This is a genomic window from Enterococcus sp. AZ015, from assembly GCF_050499225.1.
GTDB lineage: Bacteria > Bacillota > Bacilli > Lactobacillales > Enterococcaceae > Enterococcus_D > Enterococcus_D entomosocium.
Genome location: NZ_JBMHEX010000001.1, coordinates 3,132,494 through 3,155,205, shown reverse-complemented (window position 1 = coordinate 3,155,205; position 22,712 = coordinate 3,132,494). Strand labels below are relative to the sequence as shown.

22 protein-coding genes are annotated in these 22,712 nt (G+C 43.3%); 15 read left to right on the top strand and 7 right to left on the bottom strand.

Annotated elements, in window-relative coordinates; all coding sequences use genetic code 11:
• Nucleotides 1–5: 5 nt before the first annotated feature.
• The 5 genes from IGK85_RS14715 to IGK85_RS14695 all read left to right on the top strand — a co-directional run bounded on the left by IGK85_RS14715 (nucleotide 6) and on the right by IGK85_RS14695 (nucleotide 4,271).
• Nucleotides 6–680 carry an ABC transporter ATP-binding protein gene (locus IGK85_RS14715; RefSeq protein ID WP_008379303.1) on the top strand — a complete coding sequence of 225 codons (675 nt, stop codon included), beginning with the start codon at nucleotides 6–8 and terminating at the stop codon, nucleotides 678–680.
• The gene (locus tag IGK85_RS14710) at nucleotides 673–1,986 is read left to right on the top strand and encodes a PASTA domain-containing protein (RefSeq protein ID WP_008379304.1); all 1,314 of its coding nucleotides are present in this window, start codon (nucleotides 673–675) and stop codon (nucleotides 1,984–1,986) included. The genes IGK85_RS14715 and IGK85_RS14710 overlap by 8 nt, the downstream gene beginning before the upstream one ends.
• 40 nt (nucleotides 1,987–2,026) lie before the next feature.
• Nucleotides 2,027–2,185 carry a hypothetical protein gene (locus IGK85_RS14705; protein WP_005233508.1) on the top strand — a complete coding sequence of 53 codons (159 nt, stop codon included), beginning with the start codon at nucleotides 2,027–2,029 and terminating at the stop codon, nucleotides 2,183–2,185.
• A gap of 74 nt (nucleotides 2,186–2,259) precedes the next feature.
• The gene (locus IGK85_RS14700; protein WP_005233513.1) at nucleotides 2,260–2,946 is read left to right on the top strand and encodes a response regulator transcription factor; all 687 of its coding nucleotides are present in this window, start codon (nucleotides 2,260–2,262) and stop codon (nucleotides 2,944–2,946) included.
• Complete coding sequence (locus IGK85_RS14695; RefSeq protein ID WP_008379305.1) at nucleotides 2,940–4,271, top strand: sensor histidine kinase; 1,332 nt, start codon at nucleotides 2,940–2,942, stop codon at nucleotides 4,269–4,271. The genes IGK85_RS14700 and IGK85_RS14695 overlap by 7 nt, the downstream gene beginning before the upstream one ends.
• A gap of 84 nt (nucleotides 4,272–4,355) precedes the next feature.
• Here the strand turns inward: IGK85_RS14695 and IGK85_RS14690 are convergent, their stop codons facing one another.
• Complete coding sequence (locus tag IGK85_RS14690; RefSeq protein ID WP_005233515.1) at nucleotides 4,356–5,549, bottom strand: toxic anion resistance protein; 1,194 nt, start codon at nucleotides 5,547–5,549, stop codon at nucleotides 4,356–4,358.
• 97 nt (nucleotides 5,550–5,646) lie between these two features.
• The gene (locus IGK85_RS14685; RefSeq protein ID WP_008379306.1) at nucleotides 5,647–6,288 is read right to left on the bottom strand and encodes a 5-bromo-4-chloroindolyl phosphate hydrolysis family protein; all 642 of its coding nucleotides are present in this window, start codon (nucleotides 6,286–6,288) and stop codon (nucleotides 5,647–5,649) included.
• A 218-nt stretch (nucleotides 6,289–6,506) separates the two neighbouring features.
• Between IGK85_RS14685 and IGK85_RS14680 the strand changes: the two genes are divergently transcribed.
• A complete protein-coding gene (locus IGK85_RS14680; RefSeq protein WP_008379307.1) occupies nucleotides 6,507–7,085 on the top strand; it encodes an NUDIX hydrolase in 579 nt (192 codons plus the stop codon).
• On the top strand, nucleotides 7,078–7,374 hold the full coding sequence (gene macP, locus IGK85_RS14675) for a cell wall synthase accessory phosphoprotein MacP (RefSeq protein WP_005233519.1): 297 nt from the start codon (nucleotides 7,078–7,080) through the stop codon (nucleotides 7,372–7,374). The genes IGK85_RS14680 and macP overlap by 8 nt, the downstream gene beginning before the upstream one ends.
• A gap of 57 nt (nucleotides 7,375–7,431) precedes the next feature.
• Here the strand turns inward: macP and IGK85_RS14670 are convergent, their stop codons facing one another.
• Nucleotides 7,432–8,034 (bottom strand): class I SAM-dependent methyltransferase, encoded by a 603-nt coding sequence (locus IGK85_RS14670; RefSeq protein WP_008379308.1) that lies wholly within the window; start codon nucleotides 8,032–8,034, stop codon nucleotides 7,432–7,434.
• Nucleotides 8,035–8,186: 152 nt separating this feature from the next.
• Here IGK85_RS14670 and IGK85_RS14665 point away from each other — a divergent pair, with 152 nt between their 5' ends.
• From IGK85_RS14665 to IGK85_RS14655, 3 genes are read left to right on the top strand one after another with little or no spacing between them, the layout of a single operon-like run.
• The gene (locus IGK85_RS14665) at nucleotides 8,187–8,882 is read left to right on the top strand and encodes a 5'-methylthioadenosine/adenosylhomocysteine nucleosidase (protein WP_005227823.1); all 696 of its coding nucleotides are present in this window, start codon (nucleotides 8,187–8,189) and stop codon (nucleotides 8,880–8,882) included.
• Nucleotides 8,883–8,925: 43 nt separating this feature from the next.
• On the top strand, nucleotides 8,926–9,489 hold the full coding sequence (locus tag IGK85_RS14660; protein WP_008379309.1) for a cysteine hydrolase family protein: 564 nt from the start codon (nucleotides 8,926–8,928) through the stop codon (nucleotides 9,487–9,489).
• Nucleotides 9,490–9,789 carry a hypothetical protein gene (locus IGK85_RS14655; protein ID WP_008379310.1) on the top strand — a complete coding sequence of 100 codons (300 nt, stop codon included), beginning with the start codon at nucleotides 9,490–9,492 and terminating at the stop codon, nucleotides 9,787–9,789.
• Nucleotides 9,790–9,890: 101 nt separating this feature from the next.
• Here IGK85_RS14655 and IGK85_RS14650 read toward each other — a convergent pair whose 3' ends face one another.
• Complete coding sequence (locus IGK85_RS14650; RefSeq protein WP_008379311.1) at nucleotides 9,891–10,907, bottom strand: hypothetical protein; 1,017 nt, start codon at nucleotides 10,905–10,907, stop codon at nucleotides 9,891–9,893.
• An 870-nt stretch (nucleotides 10,908–11,777) separates the two neighbouring features.
• Here IGK85_RS14650 and IGK85_RS14645 point away from each other — a divergent pair.
• Nucleotides 11,778–12,332 (top strand): hypothetical protein, encoded by a 555-nt coding sequence (locus IGK85_RS14645; RefSeq protein ID WP_008379314.1) that lies wholly within the window; start codon nucleotides 11,778–11,780, stop codon nucleotides 12,330–12,332.
• 137 nt (nucleotides 12,333–12,469) lie between these two features.
• Entirely contained in the window at nucleotides 12,470–13,078 is a 609-nt protein-coding gene (locus IGK85_RS14640) for a hypothetical protein (RefSeq protein ID WP_008379316.1), read from the top strand.
• 63 nt (nucleotides 13,079–13,141) lie between these two features.
• Here IGK85_RS14640 and IGK85_RS14635 read toward each other — a convergent pair whose 3' ends face one another.
• Nucleotides 13,142–15,034 (bottom strand): M13 family metallopeptidase, encoded by a 1,893-nt coding sequence (locus tag IGK85_RS14635; RefSeq protein WP_429972319.1) that lies wholly within the window; start codon nucleotides 15,032–15,034, stop codon nucleotides 13,142–13,144.
• Nucleotides 15,035–15,174: 140 nt separating this feature from the next.
• On the opposite strand from IGK85_RS14635, the gene IGK85_RS14630 reads away from it, so the two are divergent.
• Both IGK85_RS14630 and IGK85_RS14625 read left to right on the top strand, forming a co-directional pair.
• Nucleotides 15,175–15,714 carry a C39 family peptidase gene (locus tag IGK85_RS14630; RefSeq protein WP_005233534.1) on the top strand — a complete coding sequence of 180 codons (540 nt, stop codon included), beginning with the start codon at nucleotides 15,175–15,177 and terminating at the stop codon, nucleotides 15,712–15,714.
• Between the two features lie 71 nt (nucleotides 15,715–15,785).
• Nucleotides 15,786–16,751: a ribose-phosphate diphosphokinase gene (locus IGK85_RS14625; RefSeq protein WP_005233536.1), complete on the top strand. Its 966-nt coding sequence runs from the start codon at nucleotides 15,786–15,788 to the stop codon at nucleotides 16,749–16,751.
• A 77-nt stretch (nucleotides 16,752–16,828) separates the two neighbouring features.
• Here IGK85_RS14625 and IGK85_RS14620 read toward each other — a convergent pair whose 3' ends face one another.
• A complete protein-coding gene (locus IGK85_RS14620) occupies nucleotides 16,829–17,848 on the bottom strand; it encodes a LacI family DNA-binding transcriptional regulator (protein WP_005227844.1) in 1,020 nt (339 codons plus the stop codon).
• A 107-nt stretch (nucleotides 17,849–17,955) separates the two neighbouring features.
• A complete protein-coding gene (locus IGK85_RS14615) occupies nucleotides 17,956–20,220 on the bottom strand; it encodes a glycoside hydrolase family 65 protein (RefSeq protein WP_008379323.1) in 2,265 nt (754 codons plus the stop codon).
• Nucleotides 20,221–20,471: 251 nt separating this feature from the next.
• On the opposite strand from IGK85_RS14615, the gene IGK85_RS14610 reads away from it, so the two are divergent.
• A complete protein-coding gene (locus IGK85_RS14610) occupies nucleotides 20,472–22,646 on the top strand; it encodes a PTS transporter subunit IIBC (protein WP_005233542.1) in 2,175 nt (724 codons plus the stop codon).
• Nucleotides 22,647–22,712: the final 66 nt, after the last annotated feature.

Sequence of the window (22,712 nt, the reverse complement as noted above, 5' to 3'; positions counted from 1 at the left end):
TGAACATGGCAATTTTAGAAACAAAAGACATGACGTATTACTACCAAGATGGCGAGAATCGCCGGAAAATTTTAGATAAAACCAATATCTCCTTTGAAAAAGGCAAATTTTACACGATCTTAGGAAAATCAGGCTCAGGAAAGACCACTTTTCTTTCCTTGATCAGTGCATTGGATCAGCCAACCGATGGGGAAGTGTTTTTTGAAGAAAAAAATATCAAAACGATCGGTTATGAAGAATATCGCCGCAACAAAATCAGTCTGATTTTTCAAAGTTACAACTTGATCCCTTATTTGACGGCTTTAGAAAACGTCCTTGTTTCGATGGCGATTTCAGACAACAAACTCCCGGATCAGCACGATCAAATTGCGTATCGTTTGCTGGACTATATCGGCATCAATTCCACGAAAGCCGATCGTTTCGTCAATCAGCTTTCCGGTGGGGAACAGCAGCGGGTCGCCATCGCTCGTGCTTTAGCGACCAACGTTGATATCATTTTAGCCGATGAACCTACCGGGAATTTGGATGAAGGCATGGAACAAGAAATCGTGGATATTTTTAAAGAACTAGCGGCGATCCACAACAAGTGCATCATCGTAGTGACCCATTCGACCGAGATCGCCAAGCAGTCAGATCAGACTTTTTACTTAAAAAAAGGTGCGTTGACGGCCTATGAGTGATTTTTTATCGAAGTTTGAAGAAGAACCGAAACAGCCAGACAAGGGATCAGCAGCAGCCGAAGTACCTTCTTCCCGTGCTTCCCGCAAAGAAAAAGGTTCAGCTTCTTTAGAAGAGGGGATCGAACATGATCCCTCCTTCAAAAAGAAGCGGCGAAAAAAACGACTGCTAGGGTTAGCTGCCTTGCTTGGACTCTTTATACTCAGCGGCTTTTTATTTTTCCAATTGGCGTATGTCCGGTTGGATAACTTTGTGGACAAAGAGATCTCAGAGGTCAGAGAATGGGCAGCGGAACATGATCTTGCGGTTGATGTCACACCAGCCTATGATGAAGCCCCAGCCAATCAAGTGATCGCCCAAGCAGAAGCCGCCAGAAGTCGAGTCAGAAAAAGAAGCACCCTGCATCTAACCGTGAGCCAAGGACCTGATCCAGAAGAGAAATTGGCATTGCCAGACTTTATGGAAATGACGAGGGACGAGGCAGCAGAGTGGATCGAAAAAAATCAAGCAAGCAATTTGACGATCGTCGATGAATACCACGATGAGATCGAGGAAAAAGCACCGATTCGAGTAGAATTTACCAATAAAGAAGTCTCACGAGAGAACTATCATCGTCGAGATGTCGGACGAGTCTTTTATTCCAAAGGCGAAGAAACCTTTGAAAAAGATATTGAAGTACCAGACTTTAGTGATAAAACCCGTGCAGAGGTAGAAACATGGGGGAAAGCCCATGAGCTGGAGCTTGAAGTCAAAGAACAGGCTTCGAATACTGTGGAAGAAGGCAAGGTCATTGAACAAAGCGTGGCACCAAAAGAAAAAATTGCGAAACGGGATGCGTTTCAAGTAACGATTTCCCTAGGGAAAGGGGTCACCGTACCAGACTTTTCAACGATTTTACCAGATGATTCCCAGGCCGCTGTTGAGGGTGTCACTGTGCGGATGCGGATGCAGTTTACTCAGAGTCTGCCCTATGGACAATTGATCTCGCAAAGTGAGACCGCCGGGACCGTCTTAACCAGCAAAGATGACAAAGGCATTGAAGTCGTCTATTCGGCAGGTCAACCTTATATCAAAGATTACCGTCGAAGCGAGATCCTTGAAGGGGATCTGCAAAAACTCTTCTTTGATGAATTCCGTTCAAAAGGGGCGAACATCAGCTATCAAGTCCGTTATGTCAATTCAGCAGAACCCTACGGGACAATCGTGGGGATGAGCAAGTTCAATCAGTTTTTACCGTTAGAAGATACGATTACCTTCGATATCAGCTTAGGCAATCAGACAGCCCCAGCGGCATCTGATTCTGAATAGTCGCTTTCTTTTTTAGTCAACCTGCAAAAGGAGGAAACCCATGCGTCATCAAGAGAATTTTCAAGACCTTAGGAAAAAGCTGTTTGTGTTTTTACTAAGCGGTATGGTAGCATTGTTGCTACACATGTGGATTCATCAATCCAGCGAACACGTGCGGATCGTTTCAACAGAACGTTTTATTGGAGAACAATTGGAATGATCCTACAGGAATGATTGTGCTTACCGAAAAGTGATTGAAAAAAGAAATGATGAGTGTAAAAGGGGGACTGACCGATGCGGATCTTATTCGTAGAAGATGAGCCATCGATCGCAGAAGCGGTTGCCAGCTTATTGAAGAAACAACATTATTCCGTTGATTTGGCGTATGATGGCGAAACCGGATTAGATTATGCAGCGAGTGGTGTATATGACATTCTCGTTTTGGATATCATGCTGCCAAAAATCGATGGGATCACATTGCTAAAGACGTTACGCAAGCAAAATATTCGCACGCCGATCATTATGTTGACGGCCAAAAGCGAAGTCGATGACAAAGTACTCGGCTTGGATGCAGGGGCAGATGATTACTTGACGAAACCCTTTCAAATGAAAGAGTTGCTGGCACGGATTCGTTCGCTAGGCAGAAGAAAAGATTTGGATTATCAAGAAGACCAGTTAGCCTTTGGCAACGTGGGCTTAGATCGTAATGAGCTGCAGTTAGCCACGCCTAGCAATCAAGTGGTGCTGTCACCCAAAGAAATGAAACTGATGGAGCTATTTTTAGCCAGACCTAAAGTGATTTTATCAAAAGAAACCATCATCAATAAAATTTGGGGCTTTGATCCCGATGTGGAAGAAAACCGCGTTGAAATCTATGTGTCTTTGCTGCGGAAAAAACTGACGCTGCTTGAAGCGGATATCGGCATTCGCACGATCCGCAATGCGGGGTATATTTTGCAGAGCAAGGAGCCACCATGTTAAAAAAATTGCGAAATAAAATGCTGTGGTTCAATATGGCGTTGATCTCAATCATTGTCTTAGGTGCCTTTACCTTTATCTATATTTTGAATGCCACCCAAATTGAAAACGAGATCCAATCGCTCGTCTCGCAAGAATCAAATCTCCTAGCTGCAGCACCGTTAGATGAGGAAGAAGTGCGTCAATCACTGGCAGACCCAGAATATCCAATGATTTTGACTGTCATCAATAGTACGAGTGACGTCAGAGAAATTGGCTTAGTTGTCAGCGATCAAGTCGACGTTGAGATCCAAAGTGATGATGAGGGTGTCGATGAGAGCGAACTGTATGCCGCTTTGGTCGATACAGCAACGAAGCAAGGAGCAGTACCAAACGAGGTGAAGTTGAATGATCGTTATTGGCGCTATTCCCTCTTTTTGGTAGCTTCTTTCAGCCATTATTCCATCAATAATGAGTCAATGGGAATGTACTCTACCAGTATCAATAGCTATGAGCCGTATTACCAAGTAATGTTTTTTGATGTCACCGATTATAAGACCAGTCTGAGAAATCTAAGAAACACGCTTTTGCTCATCGGCGTTTTAGCTTTAGCCAGTATTTATATCGCTAGTTTTTATGTGGCCAATCGAGCCTTGCGACCGGTGGAACTGGCTTGGCGCAAACAAAAAGAGTTTGTTTCTAACGCTTCCCATGAGTTGAAAACACCACTGGCGATCATTCAAGTCAATGCTGAGGTATTAGCTGGCAGTCCAGAAGAAACCTTGGAAAGCCAGATGAAATGGCTGAAAAACATTCAGTTAGGTTCCGAACGGATGGATGAGCTAGTGAATAGCTTATTGCTGTTGACCAAATTCGAAAGTGCCGAACAAGAAATGGTGCGTTCTTTGATCGACGCCAGTCAAGTCGTGCAAAGTGTTTATCAAAGCATGGAGGCGATTGCGCTGGAAAAAGGGATCCACTATCAGGAACAGATCGCTAAACAGGTGCACCTTGAAAGCAATGAGCAAGCCTTGCGGCAATTGACCATGATATTGGTAGACAATGCCTTGAAATACACGCCCGCTGGAGAAACAGTCAAAGTGGCCCTAATCGAACGGCAACGAAAGACAGTATTGCAAGTCTCCAACAGTGGTTGTCTGATCCCCGAAGAAAAAATTCCCTATGTCTTTGACCGCTTCTACCGCGGGGATCCTTCTCGCAACCATCAAGACGGTGGCTATGGGTTAGGTTTAGCCATCGCCAAAGCCATCACAGAAATGCTGGAGGCGCAAATCAGTTTGACGGTGGATCAAGACGGCGTCAATCACTTTGAAGTTTCATTTCATTGAGATTTGATTGCTGCCTTCACTTAAATCAATTTTTTCAAAAAAAGAGGACTCCGGGAATGGAAGTCCTCTTTTGATAGGTGAAATTTACTTGTTGCTAGTTAAATCCAATAAGCGGTCTTTCAAGTCTTCTTCTAGATGACCTAATTCCACTTCGGCAGCACGACGTTTTTCTTTTCCTTCTTTTTGGATCCGTAATGTTTCTTGGATCGTTTCCACAAGGTCGTTTTGTGTTTTTTGCAATGTTTCGATGTCGACGATGCCGCGCTCGTTTTCTTTCGCTGTTTCAATAGCAGAAACTTTCAACATTTCTGAGTTTTTCTTCAATAGATCATTGGTGGTCTCAGAAACTTGGCGCTGTGCCGTAACTGCATCTTTTTGACGCAATAAAGTCAAGGCAATGACCACTTGGTTTTTCCATAGTGGGATCGCTGTATTGACAGAAGCTTGGATTTTTTCTGCTAACGCTTGGTTCGTGTTTTGGATCAGGCGAATTTGCGGTGCCTGTTGGATCGTGATTTGACGTGCCAAGCGCAAGTCATGGGTCCGTTTGTCTAAACGATCTAGGAATTGCGTATAATCGTTGGCGATCTGTACGTCCATTTGATCATTCGTTTCTTCTGCTTTTTTCATGGCTTCAGGAATGATTTTGGTTTGCAATTCTTGCATCTTCAACTCGCCAGCGGCAATGTAGATGTTCAATGCATCGAAGTAATCTTTGTTCTTTTGATACAACTGTTCCAACATCAGGTTGTCTTTTAGCAAACCGTCTTTTTCTTTATCCAATTTGACGGCGATCTTGTCGATTTGGGCACCGATTTTTTGGTATTTAGCGGTGATTTCAAAAATGGATTGTTTTACTTTACCAAACATCCGCTTGAATAAGTTGCCTTCACCTGCACGCAGTTCATCTGGATTGGCTTCTTGCAAGCGATACATCAACTCAGTCAATGAGTCGCCCACAGGGCCGATATCAGCTGCTTGGACATGGTTCAACATAGATTGGGAAAACTCCCCAAGTTTGGTTTGGGCAGCTGCACCATAGGTGATGACTGCTTGCTGGTCAGTTGCATCGATCTTGCTGGCTAATTCTTGGGCCTGTGCTTGACGCTCTGGCGGTAATTTGTCAATCAAACGCGGTGCTGTTTGCTGTTCTTTCAGCTGACTGATCTCCGCTTGTTGAGTAGTGGTCAAAGTGTCGACAGGGGTTGAAAATGGGTTGTTCAATAAATCGTCAAGCGTATCCGTTACCGGTTTTACTTGATTTGGTGTGTCACTCATAATAACTCCTCCTAATAATTGTCTGCTTTCGAAAAAAATCTAGCCTGGGCTAGATTTTTTTTTAGATTCTTTTTTTGTTGCCAATCAGAATCTATCCCTATTCATTATCTCGTTTTATGCTTTGTTTGGCAATGGATAACTCAATATCCATGTCATCAAGATCGTCTGCTACAAATTGGGAGTAGTCTTTGGCGATCAAGGAAGCCATTTGCTCGATAATTTGTGTGCTTTCTTCGATTTTATCATAGGTCTCACGACTTTTGATCTCATGGCTATTGATTTCAATGAACTTATCGGTCAAATCGACCATATTGGGCAAGTGGGTATAAAGGAAATGACTTGCCAAAGGCAGTTTAGTTGGTTCTTTTACGAGTTCTTTGAAAAGAGCTTTTGAGGCACGCAAGGCATCGTGACGCAAGTCAATGGCTTTTAACTTGTTATTGCTAGTGATATTTTTTTGGTATTTATCGATTTGGTGTTTCGTCTGATTCATCGTTTCACGGAACAATTCGATCTCACGAGCAGTCATTCCGCTCTTCAAGTAATGGGCTTCTCGTTCTCTCGTTAAAGAAGGCAAAACTTGTGGATCCGCTGCCGGAACTTTACGTCCTCTGATACCGACGTAGACTAAAATTGCACCGACGATTAATAATAGGCTCGCAAATGAATCGCCTACTACGTTAAAAATAATACTGATGAGGACGATCGCACCAACGATCAGCCAGATGTTTTTTTTCATTTTTCCTCCTCCTAAAAATCTCTTGGACAAGTAGATTGGGTTATTCGACATCTTTATTTTAGCATGTTCACTAAAAGAAAAATATCAGACTTGGGGTGGATTTTCCGATTTTTAGTAAATTCATAAGCTTTCTTGCCATTTCTTAAGAAGATATTTTTTCTAAATTATGCTAAAGTGTTTGATAGATAAGACGTATGAGGAAAGTTAGGTGTCGATAGATGTTAGAATTTAAAGATTTTGAAGAAAAAACGATCCAACGGAATGAAATTTTCCATGGCAAAATCATTGATGTGGTGGTTGATGATGTCTCCTTGCCCAATGGTGGAACCAGTAAACGCGAACTAGTCTTCCACCCAGGTGGGGTGGCCGTGATCGCCTTGACGAGTGAGAACAAAATGCTGTTCGTTCGCCAATTCAGAAAGCCATTAGAGCGAGTGATTTTAGAGATACCAGCAGGCAAAATCGATCCAGGAGAAGGCGCACGTCCAGATTTGACTGGCGCCCGGGAATTGGAAGAAGAGACTGGCTATCGCGCAAAAACGCTAGAGCATGTTTCTTCTATGTACCTTTCACCAGGCTTTGCGAATGAAATCTTGCACGTCTATTATGCGAAAGAGCTGGAAAAAGTGGCAAATCCCTTACCGCAAGACGAAGACGAAGTGCTGGAAGTCTATGAATTGAGCTTAGAGCAAGCACAAGCCGCTATCGCTGATGGAACGATCTGTGATGCGAAGACCGTGTTTGCGATCCAATTTTGGGAGTTGCTGGAATTGAAACGGAGGAACGGACTTGCCTAAAGAACCATTGATCACCCGCAGTGAACTTCGACGCCGACGCGAAGAAGAACAAGCGGCGTCTGAACGTAATCAGCAAATCGTAGAAAAGCAAAGCAAGAAAGAATGGAAACAAAAAGAAAAACAAATTGATAACCACTACCGAAAAGTGCGCAAGAAAAACAAAGAAATCACGAAGACCCGTGCCGGTGAGAACCAGAAATCTCGGGATCTGAACCGTTTTTTAATGAAAGCCATTGTGATCGTCACTTTATTGTTAGTCGTCGTCGGTTTGGCGATCTTTTTGTTGTGATTCATCTAGTACTAAGAAAAAGCCGCCCCTGCATCTTCTGCAAGTGCGGCTTTTTTGTTATTCGGTCGGCTTTTTCAAAATAGCTAAAAACATGGCCGCTGGCTGATTCATGAACAAATGATCCGCTTCATGAAAAACGGTAAAGGAAGTGTCGGTAAACCCAATCGCCTCTGTCAGTTGAGTCAATGCAGCAGGGTCAAACCCATTATGAACCAGCGGGTGAGACACGGCGGGATTTTTGAGGAAATCCACTAGGTAAAGGGTTCCTCCTGGCTGCAGCAAGGCGTATAGTTTTTCCATCATAGCGGCTGTGTCAGGAATATGCAGCAAGACGAGGGATAGCAGCACAGCGTCTGCTTTTGCTTGTAAGGATTCTTGCAGCAGATCGTGGACAGTTGCAGAAGCATTGGCCAGCTGCAGTTGGTTGATTTTTTTTTCAGAAACCTCGATCATGCCAGGGGCAGTATCCCAGATGGCTAAGTGCTGGACATAAGCTGCTAAGGGCAGACTTACTAGGCCGGTACCGCCGCCGATATCGATCAGAGTTTGGTGCTGGTTGTCTTTAAAATAAGGTTCAAGGGTTTGGGTGACTAATTGTGCTAACGCGATCCGTTCAGGGGTATCGTATTTTGCTGCCATGGCGTTGAAAATTTCAGACATAAGTGCCTCCTTTGATAATGACAAAAAACTGTTCGTTTCGTCAAAACTAGTTTATCATGAAAGGAGAAAAAACACGTCAGTAGATACGTGGGAATTTCTGTTGTTTTTCATTTTAAAGGATGAAAAATAAACGAGAAGCAGGAGGCAAACACATGAAAATTGGTATTATTGGTGCAATGGAGGAAGAAATCAAGGCGTTGCGGGAACAGTTGATTTCACCGCTTTCTTGGGAACGCGGCGGCGCACTATTTATTTCAGGAAGTATCGGCAATCATGAAGTGATCGTCGTTCGTTCAGGTATTGGTAAAGTTCTGGCATCGATCACCACTAGTTTACTGATCCAACAATACGGGGTCAATATGGTGATCAATACTGGATCAGCTGGTGGGATCGGTGCCGGTTTACAAGTAGGGGATTTAGTGATCTCAGATAAAGTGGCCTATTTTGATGTCGATGTGACGGGCTTTGGTTATGAATATGGCCAGTTGCCTGGTGGGATGCCTTTGTATTATGAAGCCAGCCGCTATTTGATCAGTGAGATGACAAAAGCCGCAGAAGCGACCCATCATACCGTGAAAAAGGGACTGATCGTTACAGGCGACAGCTTCATTCATGACCCGCAAAAAGTACAGGAGATTTTAGGACATTTTCCAGATGCCTTGGCTTGTGAGATGGAAGGAGCCGCGATCGCACAGACCGCGCAGCAATTCAATATTCCTTTCTTGATCGTGCGCGCGATCAGCGACACCGCCGACCACGCAGCAACCGTCTCTTTTGATGAGTTTATCTTAGAAGCTGGCAAGCGTTCCGCTGAAATGGTCTTGGCATTCGTTGAAACATTAAAGTAACTTAAAAAACAGGAGAGCCGATCCGTAAGAGGAGGAAGGAAGCATGAGAGCATTACTATCCATTGATTATACGTTTGATTTTGTTGCAGATGAGGGACGATTGACCACGGGTGCTGCTGGGCAAGCGATTGAAGCTGCCTTAGTGGCTCGGACGCAAGCCTTTATCGAAGCCGGTGAGTATGTCGTTTTTGCCATTGATCGTCATGAGGAAACAGACAACTATCATCCTGAAAACCGCTTGTTCCCACCTCACAATCTTGCGGGCAGTGCGGGGCGACATCTTTATGGTCGTTTAGCCCCGCTTTATGAAACCTATCAGGAAGCGCCAAATGTCTATTGGATCGACAAGCGCCATTACTCAGCGTTTAGTGGTACCGACTTGGACATCCGACTCCGGGAAAGAGGGATCACGGAATTGTACCTGACCGGCGTTTGTACCGACATCTGTGTCTTGCATACAGCAGTGGATGCCTATAATTTAGGCTACCAACTGGTGATCGATGCAGATACCGTTGCCAGCTTTGACGCGGTCGGACATGAATGGGCACTACGCCATTTTGAAAATACCCTTGGTGCGAAAATCATTTCTGCGAAGGAGGAAGCATAAATGGGATGGATGGATCAATTAAAAGCAAATTTCAGTTTCAGTGAACTGACTAGCCTTTATCAAGCGTATCAAAAAGGGAATCTTGATGTGAAGGCGTTGTTGAACAATGACTTCTTACAAAAGTATACAGATTTTCAGAACTTGGATGAGTTTATGGCTAAACTAGGAATCCAGAATGAAAACCAAATCTTCGACTTTCTAAAAGACCGCCCCAATCGACAAAAAGCCGATCAAGTCGTCAATGAGCATTCTCAATTCGATTCTGTGATTAGTATGATGAAAAAAGCTTTACAGAAATAAACAACGATAGAAGAAGGAGCCTTCGAAAATCAACTGATTTCCGAAGGTTCCTTCTTCATATAGTAAGTGGTGGGGATAGGTAACAAATTGATTTTTATTTGCTACCACATACCCCAGTTATTAAGCTGTCTAAAGTTTAGACGGCTGTTTCGTGTACCCGCTAAAGTATTGATGGCAGCAAGATCAATAATAGATACGTACATTGTCGCCATAGCGGTAACATACATGGTAGCGATTCCCGCTATCCCAATTGGATTTGCACCCATAAGTAGAAGAAAGACAGAGTCTAAAACGGTGTCATACATCCCTTTTAAAGCCTTTTTCGAAGCTTGATCGATGGTTTCTTGTGTATCGATCATATTAGAGATTTCTTCCATGAATTTTTCTGGGGAGTTTATGGATTTCAAGGTGTTGTAATCTTCAAATGTAGATTGAATGCTCTTAAATAAGTCTTTAGTATCCAGCTTTAATTTTGCTGAGGCGATTGTTGTCTTTACAAAGGAAGCCTGATTCCTTATCTCAGAGATAGAAGTTTGAGAAAAATAATCTTTAAGACTAGTTACCGTATCATAAGATGATAACGCAAAATTCAAGTACTTGGTTCCCGTAGTGGTTCTAAGAAAGGCATTGTAAGCATTGGTGTCATTGAAGGTGTAATACTCAGGGTAGTAACGAAGGGGAAGTCTGTCACCCACCAGCCCAGCATTGCGATCATAATCATGCACATCAAAATAATAAAGCATAAAAGTGTGCATTAGTTGATCATTGGTGGGATTGTTTCCGTAAATTCTGGTGGCAAATTGTTTGACTTTAGGAAACTCAAAAGGAACGACCGGCGTAACAGCTGGTAAATTTCTTTCTGAACGCTCCTCTGCTGGCATTAGTGACTGGTACTGTAAATTTTCAAAATCGATACTCGTATTAGCAAAGATTTCCAAAGATAAACCGATTTCTACTAGCTCTTCTTCAAGGGCGACCAATAGATTCGCTTTTTCGTAATGGTCATCAGGAACATCTGCAAAATTGCCACTCTCACTGACAGCATATGCCGTGATTGGTGAGAAAAAACCACTCAGTAAAACGACAAGTAACAATATAACTGAATATTTTTGCTTCATTTCAATTCCTCCTCATAATTAAAGTTTGACAACACGTGTTATACAAGTTAAATTTATCGTATAAAAATACAAAAATGAATTATTTTATCTAAATTTGATTAATTTGTTTAAAAAATGTAGGATTAGTTATTTCGTCTTAATTTTTGGAGGTATCCCTAAGCAGATAACCTTGATTGCTAAAAGAGGAGGGAAGTGAAAAAATTCAAGATATTCGACGATGATACAACTAAAGGAAAATTGTATGCTTTGATTGATTATCTAGTGATCACCTCAGCCCTTTGTTTTAGTGCATATCATTCTTTTCCGCTTACGATTCCTAAGTATTTACATATTCCGGGGACGAACGAGTATATGGTAGGTGGCTTATTTAGCGTATTAATGTCCTACTCTCTTTATAAGACCTATTTGTTGAATGCGCATAAAAACATTCCTAAAGAAAAAAAACATAGTATAGAAATCAGTTTTTTTCTCGGCTTACTCGTCTCTTTTATTTTGCTTTTATTCAGATCAGAAAGCTTAATTAATCATTTGCTTTTTCGAAACCAATTACCTTTGAAACAGATTATGTATCACTTCGATCGATTGTATTTTCTCAATCTACTTATGTTACTGTTCGCTTTGATACGGTGTTTATTCGCTTTTGATTACTATCAAGCCTTTTATTACAAAAAAAGAAAATGCTACATGGGCTATATTTATGTATACAGCTTTTTATTTCTAGTAGGAGGTGCACTCTTCTATATGTGGATCATGTCCATAAACTTTTTATTTCGCAAATAGTGTCTTCGGAGTTTACGTCCATACCTCATTGCCATAGGAAAAGTTTTTTCAAAAATATACTCAGTTATGAATAGAATAGGGGGCTTTGTATTGGGGAAAACGGATCAAGTGACGTTATACAAGCGAAAAGGAAAAATCTATTCCATCATTGATCATATAATTATGGGGGCTGCAATATTACTTGAAACATATCATAGCTCCCCAATTAGACCTATAATTCGTGGGAGATCAGATATTCGTGGGATTGGGTTGTCGGCTGTGAGCGCAATGGTGTTTTTGCTAGCTTGGGAGACAACTTTAAGTTTGAACCGCCATGAGCTTGTTCCTGAATACAAAAAGCATATCGCTGGAATTGAGCACGTTTTCTTCTTCTTGGTTGGTTTTTTTATCTTGATTTTCACTGCCGATCCCTTGATTGGTTTACTATCGCGAACGATACCGGTAGAGAAAATCACCTATCATCTGGAACGGCTCTACTTTCTTCATTTTTTTATGATGTTCTATGTTTTGTTGCGGTGTGTATTGGCATTCGATTATTATCAAGCCTTTTATTATGAAGATAAAAAATGCAGGATGTATTATGTCTTGCTTTGTTTTTTCGTGGGCGTAGGTGTCATTCGTATTCTTCGTGCAGCTCTTACTTAATTTGTCTCATTTATTCAACCCTTCTAAAAGAATCCATTAGCAAAAGATAAGCTTTAGGTGATTAAAAGATTGTCTTTCAATCGCATAAGTTTGTTACAGGATTGCTTCATTTAAATTGTGAGGAGGTTTTTAATGTTTTGAAAAAAAGATATCAACCCCTTGATAGTTATCAGCGAAAAGGGAAGATCTATTCCCTTATTGATCATATAATTATGGGGGCTGCAATATTACTTGAAGCATATCATAGCTCCCAAATTTGGCCTCGTAGATTCTCGATTAGACCTATAAGAACTCTTGGAAATTCAGATATTCGCGCGATTGGGTTGACAGCAGTAACCGCAATGATACTTTTGCTAGCCTGGAATACAACTTCAAGTTTAAACCGTCATGAGCTTGTTCCTGAATACAAAAAGCATCTCGCTGGAATTGAGCACGTTTTCTTCTTCTTGGCCGGTTTTTTTATCTTGATTTTCACTGCCGATCCCTTGATTGGTTTACTATCTCGAACGATACCGTTAGAGAAAATCACCTATCATCTGGAACGGCTCTACTTTCTTCATTTTTTTATGATGTTCTATGTTTTACTGCGGTGTGTATTGGCATTCGACTATTATAAAGCCTTTTATTATGAAGATAGAAAATGCAGGATGTACCATGTCTTGCTTTGTTTTTTCGTAGGCATAGGTATCATTCATATTCTCCTGGGGGTTCTTTCGTTAGTTGTCTCGTTCATCTATCACTTCTAAAAAATCCATAGCAAAAAGACAAACCCTAGCTATCTATGGTTTGTCTTTTTCTTACGCTTTTGTTTACCAGATCTGCACACGATCTTCTGGTGCACGATACATAGGGTCACCAGGTTTGATATCAAAGGTTGTATAAAATTCATCGATATTTTGGACTTGGATATTGGCCCGTAGTTTCGCTGGTCCGTGGACATCGATCGCCAGTAAGAGCTGTTGGTATTGTTCTTTGGCTTTTGTACGCCAAATCTTCGCCCAATTGGTGAAGAAGTCTGTTAAAGAAACATCGCTTTCTTTTTGCGCTGCTTCTAGCGCACAGCTTAGTCCGCCTGCATCGGCGATGTTTTCAGAAACAGTCAATGTTCCGTTGACGCTACCGCCGGCAAATGGCAGGCCATCAAACTCGTCGATCATCGCTTGAGCTAAGCGTTCAAAGTGTGCCAAATCTTCTTCTGTCCACCAATTGTTTAAATTACCATATTCATCAAATTTTGCCCCGTTGTTGTCAAAGGCGTGGGAGATCTCATGAGCAATGACCGCGCCGATCCCCCCATAATTTGCGCTGGTGGATTGTTCCAAACTATAAAAGGGCGCTTGTAAAATTGCCGCTGGGAAAACGATCACGTTCTTAAATGGGTGATAGTAGGCATTCACGGTAGCGGCGGACATTTCCCATTCCTCGCGATCCACGGGCTGCTGCCATTTTTTGAAGCCATCTTCTCGGAACAAACGATTGAAATGCAGGGCATTTGCCAACAGACTTTTCCCTTCATCGGTATGCAATTGATCATAAATAGCAGGAACTTGATCAGGGTACCCGACATGGATGCCTAAACGATTCAATTTGATGATCGCTTTTTGGCGGGTTTCTTCACTTAACCACGTGTTGTTGCGCAAACGATCTTGGTAGACAGCAATCATTGTTTCCACCATGTGTTTGACGTCTTTTTTCGCCATTTCCCCAAAGTACTTGCGTCCATAATAATCACCGATCACTTGACTAAAATGACCCATCGTTAAGTAATAAGCCGCTTTTTGTTGGGGAGCCGCTTCATCGATCCCTGATAAGTAGCGACTGTAGGTTCCGCCTAACTGACGCAATTCTTCACTCAAATAGCTAGTATAGCGCAAGCTTTGGTTGACGATCATCCAGCCTTTCAAGAGTTCAAAATGGCTATCAGAAACAATAATGTCAAAGGCTTCAAAGTAAGCGGGTTCCGTTATGATCAGCTCTTCTGGTGTACCTGGTAAAAGGGCTGTCAAGAGTTGTGTAAAATCGATCTTGCTAGCTTGCTTTGCAAATTCCTCCAAGGAGCGAGGATTGTAGTTTTTACTATAATCCGCACTTTCTTCCGCACTGCGGACGTGAGGGGCGATCAATTTATCAAATGCGATCGCTTGCTCTACCAACGATTCCGCTTCTGCTTGGTCTTTTCCGTAAGCAACTAAAACGTTGACGGCCATCTCAAAGTAGACTTGCAGCATTTCGCCTGCTTGGGGATTTTCTGTGTAATAGGTTTTATCCGGCAAAATAGTAGCAGGCGGATAGACCGACAAAGTATTCATTTGCGCATTTTTCATGTCTGCATCGACATCCAGTTGGAAAGGCAAGGCAATGCCATCTAAAACGAAACTTGCCAGTTGCTGATTCAATTCCTCATAAGAACGCAACGCTTCGATTTTTGCTAATAGTGCATTTGCTTCAGTAGCGCCAGCTGCCTCTCGTTGGGCAAAATCGCTGGCTAAGCGGTAAAAAGCCACAGCATCCTTCATGCGGCCTTTTGGCGTAGCATGGGGATCGTGTGCCATATTTTCAAATTCTGCGATCATTAAGGAATCGATTCCGTCAACGAGATCTTGGAATCCACCCGTAGCGGGTTTATCTGCTGGAATAACAGCGGTCTCCAGCCACTCGCCATTTACATAGTCATAAAAATCATCTTTTAACAAGGTTGTCATGTCTTTCGCTCCTCTCGCTTTCTACTATTATGAAACAAAATCTGTAAGGACGCAAAGAAAAGTTTTCTAGACGAAAAAGGGTTTTGATCCAAGTAGGAGGAGAATCTAAGGTATAATAAGAAAAAAGGCAGGTGAACGAGATGGAACAAGTAGAGTGGAAAGGGATCGCCGAAGAGCGGTTTCGTCCGTATAAGCAGTGGGTCACTCCTTCAGGGTATTTATGCGGCACCTATGCGGCAGCCGTCTTTTTGGCCTACTATCAAGATTACATCGATGAAACGATCATCCCGAAAGCGTTTCGCCGAAAAAAACAGCGGGATCTGACAGTAGTGACGGAAATGCTGCGTGTGCTGATTCAGCCTCATGGGTTGCCGACGATCGCTTGGCAAGTCAGTCATGGTTTGACTCGGTTTTTCGATCAATTCCAATTGCCTTACCGCGGACGTGCGACCGTTGTTGGCGGTTGGCATCGAGCGTGCAAACGAATCGACGAAGGCAAACCGGTGATCATCGGTATTTTGAAGCCTTTAGGCAGCACATATGGCAATCATTGGGTCGTGGCTTACGCCTACGCTGAAACCGCCAGCGGAGAACGCTATTTTAAAGTTCATGACAACTGGGGCAACTACAAAAAAGTAATTCCCGCCAGTTGGGTAAACGGTACCGTCACACTTCCTTGAACGAGACGGTTAAAAAAACAGTCACTTTGTGCTAGAATAGAAGAAAACAACCACATTCATTGGAGGCAATCATGGGCGAAAGTTATAAAGATAGTTCGTTGAAAATTTTTAGTTTAAATGGAAATTTACCATTAGCAGAAAACATTGCGAAAGTTTTCGGTACAGAACTAGGGAAGTCAAAAGTGACACAGTTTAGTGATGGAGAGATTGCCATCAATATTGAAGAAAGTGTGCGGGGCGACCATATTTATATCATTCAATCGACGAATGAACCCGTCAATGATCATTATTTAGAGTTGCTGATCATGATCGATGCGATGAAACGGGCTAGTGCGAAGACCATCAATGTCGTTTTGCCTTATTACGCATATGCGCGGCAAGACCGAACCGCCAACCCGCATGAGCCGATTACTGCAAAATTGATTGCCAATATGCTGGTGGAAGCAGGGGCTTCTCGGATCTTGACGCTTGATCTGCATGCCGTCCAAGTTCAAGGATTTTTCGACATCCCAGTGGATAATCTCTTTACGATCCCATTGTTTGCCCATTATTATCGCGAACAAAAAATGACTGGTGACGACTATGTCGTTGTTTCACCAAAAAACAGCGGTGTCCAACGGACCCGTAGTTTGGCAGAATACTTAGATACAGCGATCGCGATCGTCGATCAAGATGAAGCCGATGGCGGCTATGTGATTGGTGATGTCGTTGGGAAAAAATGTATTTTAGTTGATGACATTTTAAATACCGGCCATACATTGGCAAAAGCGGCAGACTTGTTGAAGGAAGCTGGTGCCAGCGAAGTGTATGCTTGTGTGTCTCACGCCTTACTTTCGCCGCCAGCTAAAGAAATTTTGGATCAATCAGCGATTGAAAGGATTTGTGTCACCGATTCTTGTTGGACCAGCGAAGAACGCCATCCAGAAAAACTGCACTACATTTCTTGTGCTGAATTGATGGGGGAAGCCGTTCGCCGCATTCACGAAAATACACCAATGAGTCCATTGTTCCGCCTGGAAAGCAAAGAGTATAAATAAAAATATGAAAAGCACCCGCTATCCCTAGGGACAGCGGGTGCTTTTGCGTGTGGGGGAAGTGGACCAGACACAGCGGATCAGTTCAACTGGTTGCGGTTCAAGACTGTTTCTCGTTTGATCAGCTTATGTGGTACGACCAGCTGTACGCCGTTTGAATCTTCATGATTCAATTGCGCCATCAGCCGTTCGGTAGCGATTTTTCCTAAGGACAACACGTTGATATCGATACTAGTCAAATACGGATGTGTCAAAGTAGCAAAGATCGAATTGTTGAAACTGATGATGGATAAATCGTCGGGGACTTTGTAGCCATACATCGTCGCTAATTGAATGATCCGCACAGCGAACAGATCATCGATCACGACGATGGCCGTTGCTTGGGATTCTTTGATCGTTTCTTCAAACGTGACGTAATCTTCCGCTTTTTCAAAGGTCAATGCTGGATAAAAGGGGAGATTTGCCAGCATCATGGCTTTTTGGTAGCCGAAGAAACGCTCGAAATACAGATTTTCATGGGTCGTATTAGTAGCAAATAAAATCTTCGTATGCCCTTGGGCGATCAGATGCTCGGTTGCTTGCTTGCCTAACAACTGGTTGTCATTATCGACAAAAACGATTTTGTCTTCATTGCTGTATGGTTGACCAATCAAGGTAAAGGGGACTTCTTTTTCGACCAGATAATCGATGATGGGGTCTTTTTCATCGGAATAGACCAAGATAAAGCCATCTACTTGTTTTTGCAGGTGCATTCGTTCCACGTTTTTTAGTAATGTAGCAAAGTCACGGGCGGAGGCAACGGCAACCGTCATTTGATGATGGCGGGCCTCTTCATTGATGGCTTCGATCGTTTCTAAATAAAAGGGGTTTCCTAGTCGTTCTTTCGAATCAAGGGGCGGCAAGATCACGCCGATGGCACTAGATATCTGTTTGCCGAGATTTCGAGCCGCAAGATTGGGGACGTAGCCCATTTCTGCCATTACTTTGCGCACTTTCTTCTTAGTATCTTCAGAGATACTGGGATGATCGTTTACGACACGAGAAACCGTGGATGTAGCGACGCCAGCCTTTTTGGCGACATCTTTGACCGTAATGCTCACTGATTTCCCTCCTTTTTTAGCTTATAGTATCACAAAGTGTCGGCACAAGGGTAGAGCCAATCAAAAGAAAGAAGAAATGCAGACATTTCTTCTTTCAGAAGGCTTGTTTAGCTAATCGCTGTACTGATTTCGTCTTCTAAAACATAGTCTTTGCCATACACCTTGATTGGCAATGCCTCACCGCTGATTTTTTTCAAAGTCACCGTCGACTCATTGACGGAAACAAAGAGCAGACGTCCACGATAGTTGATGTGGAAGGCATAGCGGCTCCACGTTTTAGGTAAGAATGGCGCAAACCCTAAGTGGTCGTGATCGGTTTTCATTTGAGCAAAGCCTTGAACGATCGCTAACCAGCTGCCGGTCATAGAAGTGATGTGCAAGCCATCATCGGTATCATTGTTGTAATTGTCCAAATCAAGACGAGCAGTCCGCTCATACATTTCCAACGCTTTTTCTTCCATGCCTAATTCCGCTGCTAAAATCGCATGGATACTTGGAGAAAGGGAAGATTCATGCACTGTCATCGGCTCATAGAAATCAAAGTTCCGTTGTTTTTCTTCTTTGCTGAATTGATCGCCGAAGAAGTAGATCCCTTGCAAAACATCGGCTTGCTTGATAAAGCAAGAGCGCAAGATATGATCCCACGACCAATTTTGGTTCAACGGCAAATGTTTTGGATCAAGATCGGAAACGGGCATCAAGTCTTTGTCTAAGAAGGTATCATGCTGGACGAAGACTCCAAGCTCTTGGTCTTCTGGGAAGTACATATTGTCGATGATGTCTTGCCATTTGGCTTGCTCTTCGTCAGAGATCGTGACAGTCGCTTCGTCTTTGAAGGCTTCATAGCTGGCTAAGGTATAAGCTAAGACCCAAGTAGCCATTTTATTGGTGTACCAGTTGTTATTGATATTGTTTTCGTATTCGTTTGGTCCAGTGACGCCATGGATCATGTATTTTTGCTGACGTTTTGAATAGTGGACACGATCTGCCCAGAAACGTGAAATCGCGCTTAACACTTCTAATCCTTCTTTTTTCAGGTAACTTGTATCGCCAGTATAATTCGTATAGTTGTAGATGGCATAAGCGATGGCACCGTTTCGGTGGATTTCTTCGAAAGTGATCTCCCACTCATTGTGGCATTCGATCCCAGTGAAGGTCACCATTGGGTAAAGGGCACCTGCTAATCCTTGTTTTTGCGCATTGATATGGGCTTGCGGCAATTGGTTGTGACGGTATTTCAACAAGTTGCGGGTCACTTCTGGTTTTGCTAATGCCAAATACAATGGGACTGCATAGGCTTCGGTATCCCAGTAAGTCGCACCGCCATATTTTTCACCAGTAAAGCCTTTCGGTCCGATGTTCAAGCGCTCGTCTTCGCCATAATAGGTTGAAAACAATTGGAACAGGTTGAAACGAATCCCTTGTTGCGCCGCAGCATCGCCTTCAATGATCACATCGGCTAAATCCCAGCGGGCTTTCCAAGCAGCGACTTGTTCTGCACGCAACGCATCATAATCTGCTTTGTATAAAGTGCCTAATTCGGTGACTTTTGCTGGATGATCATGAGCGGGAACATCACGACTCGTAACGATCAAGACTTCTTTGATCAATGAGAAGGTGTCACCGGCTGCCCCAGAAAAGGCAAAGGTATCAGCGACGCAAAGTTCGCTTTTCACGGAATCAATCGGTGTTTGGCTATGACGCATAGCAGAAGTGACAGTAAAGCGTTCAATGTCAAAATTATTTTCTACGGTCCGAGTCGTCAAGTAATGGAAGGTTTCGGTTTGGCCATGAGCCAATTCTTCCCAGAAACGTTCGTCGTAGTTGCTGTCTTCGTTATGGACGTTATTATCTAGTTTAGAAACGACTTTGATCTCAGCGTCGCCTTCAATGATCTCAGCGTCCATCTTAATGAGGGCAAGTTCACGTTTTACGATGCTCAAGAAGCGTTCAAAAGAGAATTTTACGGTGGCGCCTGCCAAAGTGACGGTAAAGTTGCGGCGTAAAATTCCGGTTTCCATGTCTAGTTCTAAACGGAAATCACTTGGGCTGATTTTTGCTAAGTCGACTAACTGGTCGTTGACAAATAGGTCCATCGCAATAAAGTTGACCGCGTTGATCACTTTGCCAAAATAATCAGGATAGCCGTTTTTCCACCAGCCAACACGGGTTTTGTCTGGGTACCAGACACCTGCGATATAAGTACCTAAGTGATGGTCGCCGCTGTATTGTTCTTCGAAGTTGCCGCGCATTCCCATGTAGCCATTCCCGATGCTTGTTAGCGACTCTTGCAGTCGACGATTTTCTTTATCTAAGGTAGATGTCGCGATTTTCCATGGATCGATCTCGAACAATCGTTGGATTTTTTTCATGAAAGTCCCTCCAGAATCTTTTTGATATCTCTATCATAAGCGCAAACGATTGCATCGTCAAGTGAAAGTTGTTGCGTTTAAAGAATTTCCTATTAGGAAACATCGAGAAAGAGAGATTCAGTTATATAAAGGTGAAAAAGCGAATAGAATCCCTTTTGATATTTCTGGGTTTACAAAATCTTTTTTCTCCGCTAGAATGAAATTATTAAGAAACCGATTGCGTAAATCGATTCAGGGAAGGAAGAAGGAAGATGAAAAAATTATTGAGCTTCGAATTTTGGCAAAAATTCGGAAAAGCGCTAATGGTGGTTGTCGCTGTTATGCCAGCCGCTGGTTTGATGATCAGTATTGGGAAAACGATCCCAATGATTAATGCCGACTGGGCATTCTTGATCACCACAGGAGGCGTCATTGAAAACATTGGTTGGGCAATTATTGGTAACCTGCATTTATTATTTGCATTAGCTATTGGTGGTAGTTGGGCTAAAGAGCGAGCTGGTGGGGCATTTGCTGCCGGGATCGCCTTTATTTTGATCAACCGGATCACTGGTTCGATCTTTGGCGTGACGAGCGCGATGTTAACCGAAGAAGGCGCCTTTACCCATACGTTGTTTGGGACAAAGATCATGATCGACGGTTTCTTTACTAGTGTATTAGAAGCACCTGCTTTGAACATGGGTGTCTTTGTCGGGATCATCGCCGGTTTTGTGGGGGCAACAGCTTACAACAAATACTATAATTTCCGCAAATTACCGGATGCGCTTTCCTTCTTTAACGGCAAACGCTTCGTCCCTTTCGTGGTGATTGCCCGTTCAGTAGTCGTCGCATTAGTGTTATCAATCGTTTGGCCTTACATTCAAGCCGGTATCAACAACTTCGGTTTATGGATCGCGCAATCACAAGAAAGTGCGCCCGTTTTAGCACCTTTCTTGTTTGGAACCTTGGAGCGGCTGCTCTTACCATTCGGGCTGCATCATATGTTGACGATCCCGATCAATTACACCGAATTAGGTGGAACCTACACAATTCTTTCTGGGGCACAAGCCGGCACCCAAGTCTTTGGACAAGACCCATTATGGCTTGCTTGGGCAACAGATCTAGTGAATATGCGCAATGCTGGAGATACGTCACAATATCAATTTTTATTGGAAAACTTTGTTCCTGCCCGCTTTAAAGTTGGACAAATGATTGGTTCATCTGGGATCTTGATGGGCTTGTCTTATGCCATGTACCGCAATGTCGATGCGGACAAACGGCACAAATATACCTCTATGTATTTATCAGCTGCCATCGCTGTCTTCTTGACAGGGGTAACAGAACCGTTGGAGTTCATGTTTATGTTTGCTGCCGTACCGCTTTACATCGTTTATGCAGTCGTACAAGGGGCGGCATTTGCGATGGCGGATATCGTCAACTTACGGGTCCATTCTTTTGGGAATATCGAGTTGTTGACCCGTACCCCAATGGCGATCAATGCCGGCTTAGGACAGGATTTGATCAACTTTGTGTTAGTGACCATCGTCTTTGGTGTCGGGATGTATTTCTTGGCAAACTTCTTGATCAAAAAATTCAACTTTGCAACACCAGGTAGAAACGGCAACTATGAAACAGAAGGGGCCAGCGATGCGCCAGCAACTGCTTCGGCGGATGGCAACTTGAACCCAGATTCACAAGTCGTGAAAATCATTCATTTATTAGGTGGACGTGAAAATATCGCCGACGTTGATGCATGTATGACTCGTTTACGGGTCTCTGTGAAAAATCGAGAAGCGGTCGGCGATGAAAAAGCGTGGAAAGCCGCAGGGGCGTTAGGCTTGATCGTAAAAGACAATGGCGTGCAAGCAGTCTATGGACCGAAAGCAGATGTCTTAAAATCAGACATTCAAGATATCTTAGATTCTGGTGTCACGATTCCCGAACCGACTGCTAGTCAAGCACCCGTAGAAAGCACTACCCATCAAAGCCAAGGCGTGACAGCTGAACTAGCTGCCGTTGCCACTGGAGAAGTGATGCCGATCACCTCTGTCAAAGACCAAGTGTTTGCGGAAAAAATGATGGGTGACGGTTATGGCGTGCGTCCAGAGCAGACGACAGTTGTCGCACCAATCAGCGGGAAAGTCACCAACATCTTCCCAACGAAACATGCGATCGGCTTGCTTTCTGATGAAGGCATCGAAGTATTGGTTCACATGGGCTTAGATACCGTTGACTTAAACGGTGCACCCTTTACGGTAGCTGTCACTGAAGGACAACAAGTGGCGGTCGGTGACAAGTTAGCGGAGATGGATCTCGCTGCAGTAAGTGCTGCTGGCAAAGACACCACCATCGTTGTAGTGTTGACCAACAGCGATCAAATCGATTCCTTTGAATTGACCCAAATCGGCAAGCAACAAGCAGCCGCAGTTGTTGGAATCGTAAAACTATAATAAAATGACAAGCGGGTCGACTCTTTTGTTGACCCGCTCTCTTTTATTTTTAAAAGGAATCGTACA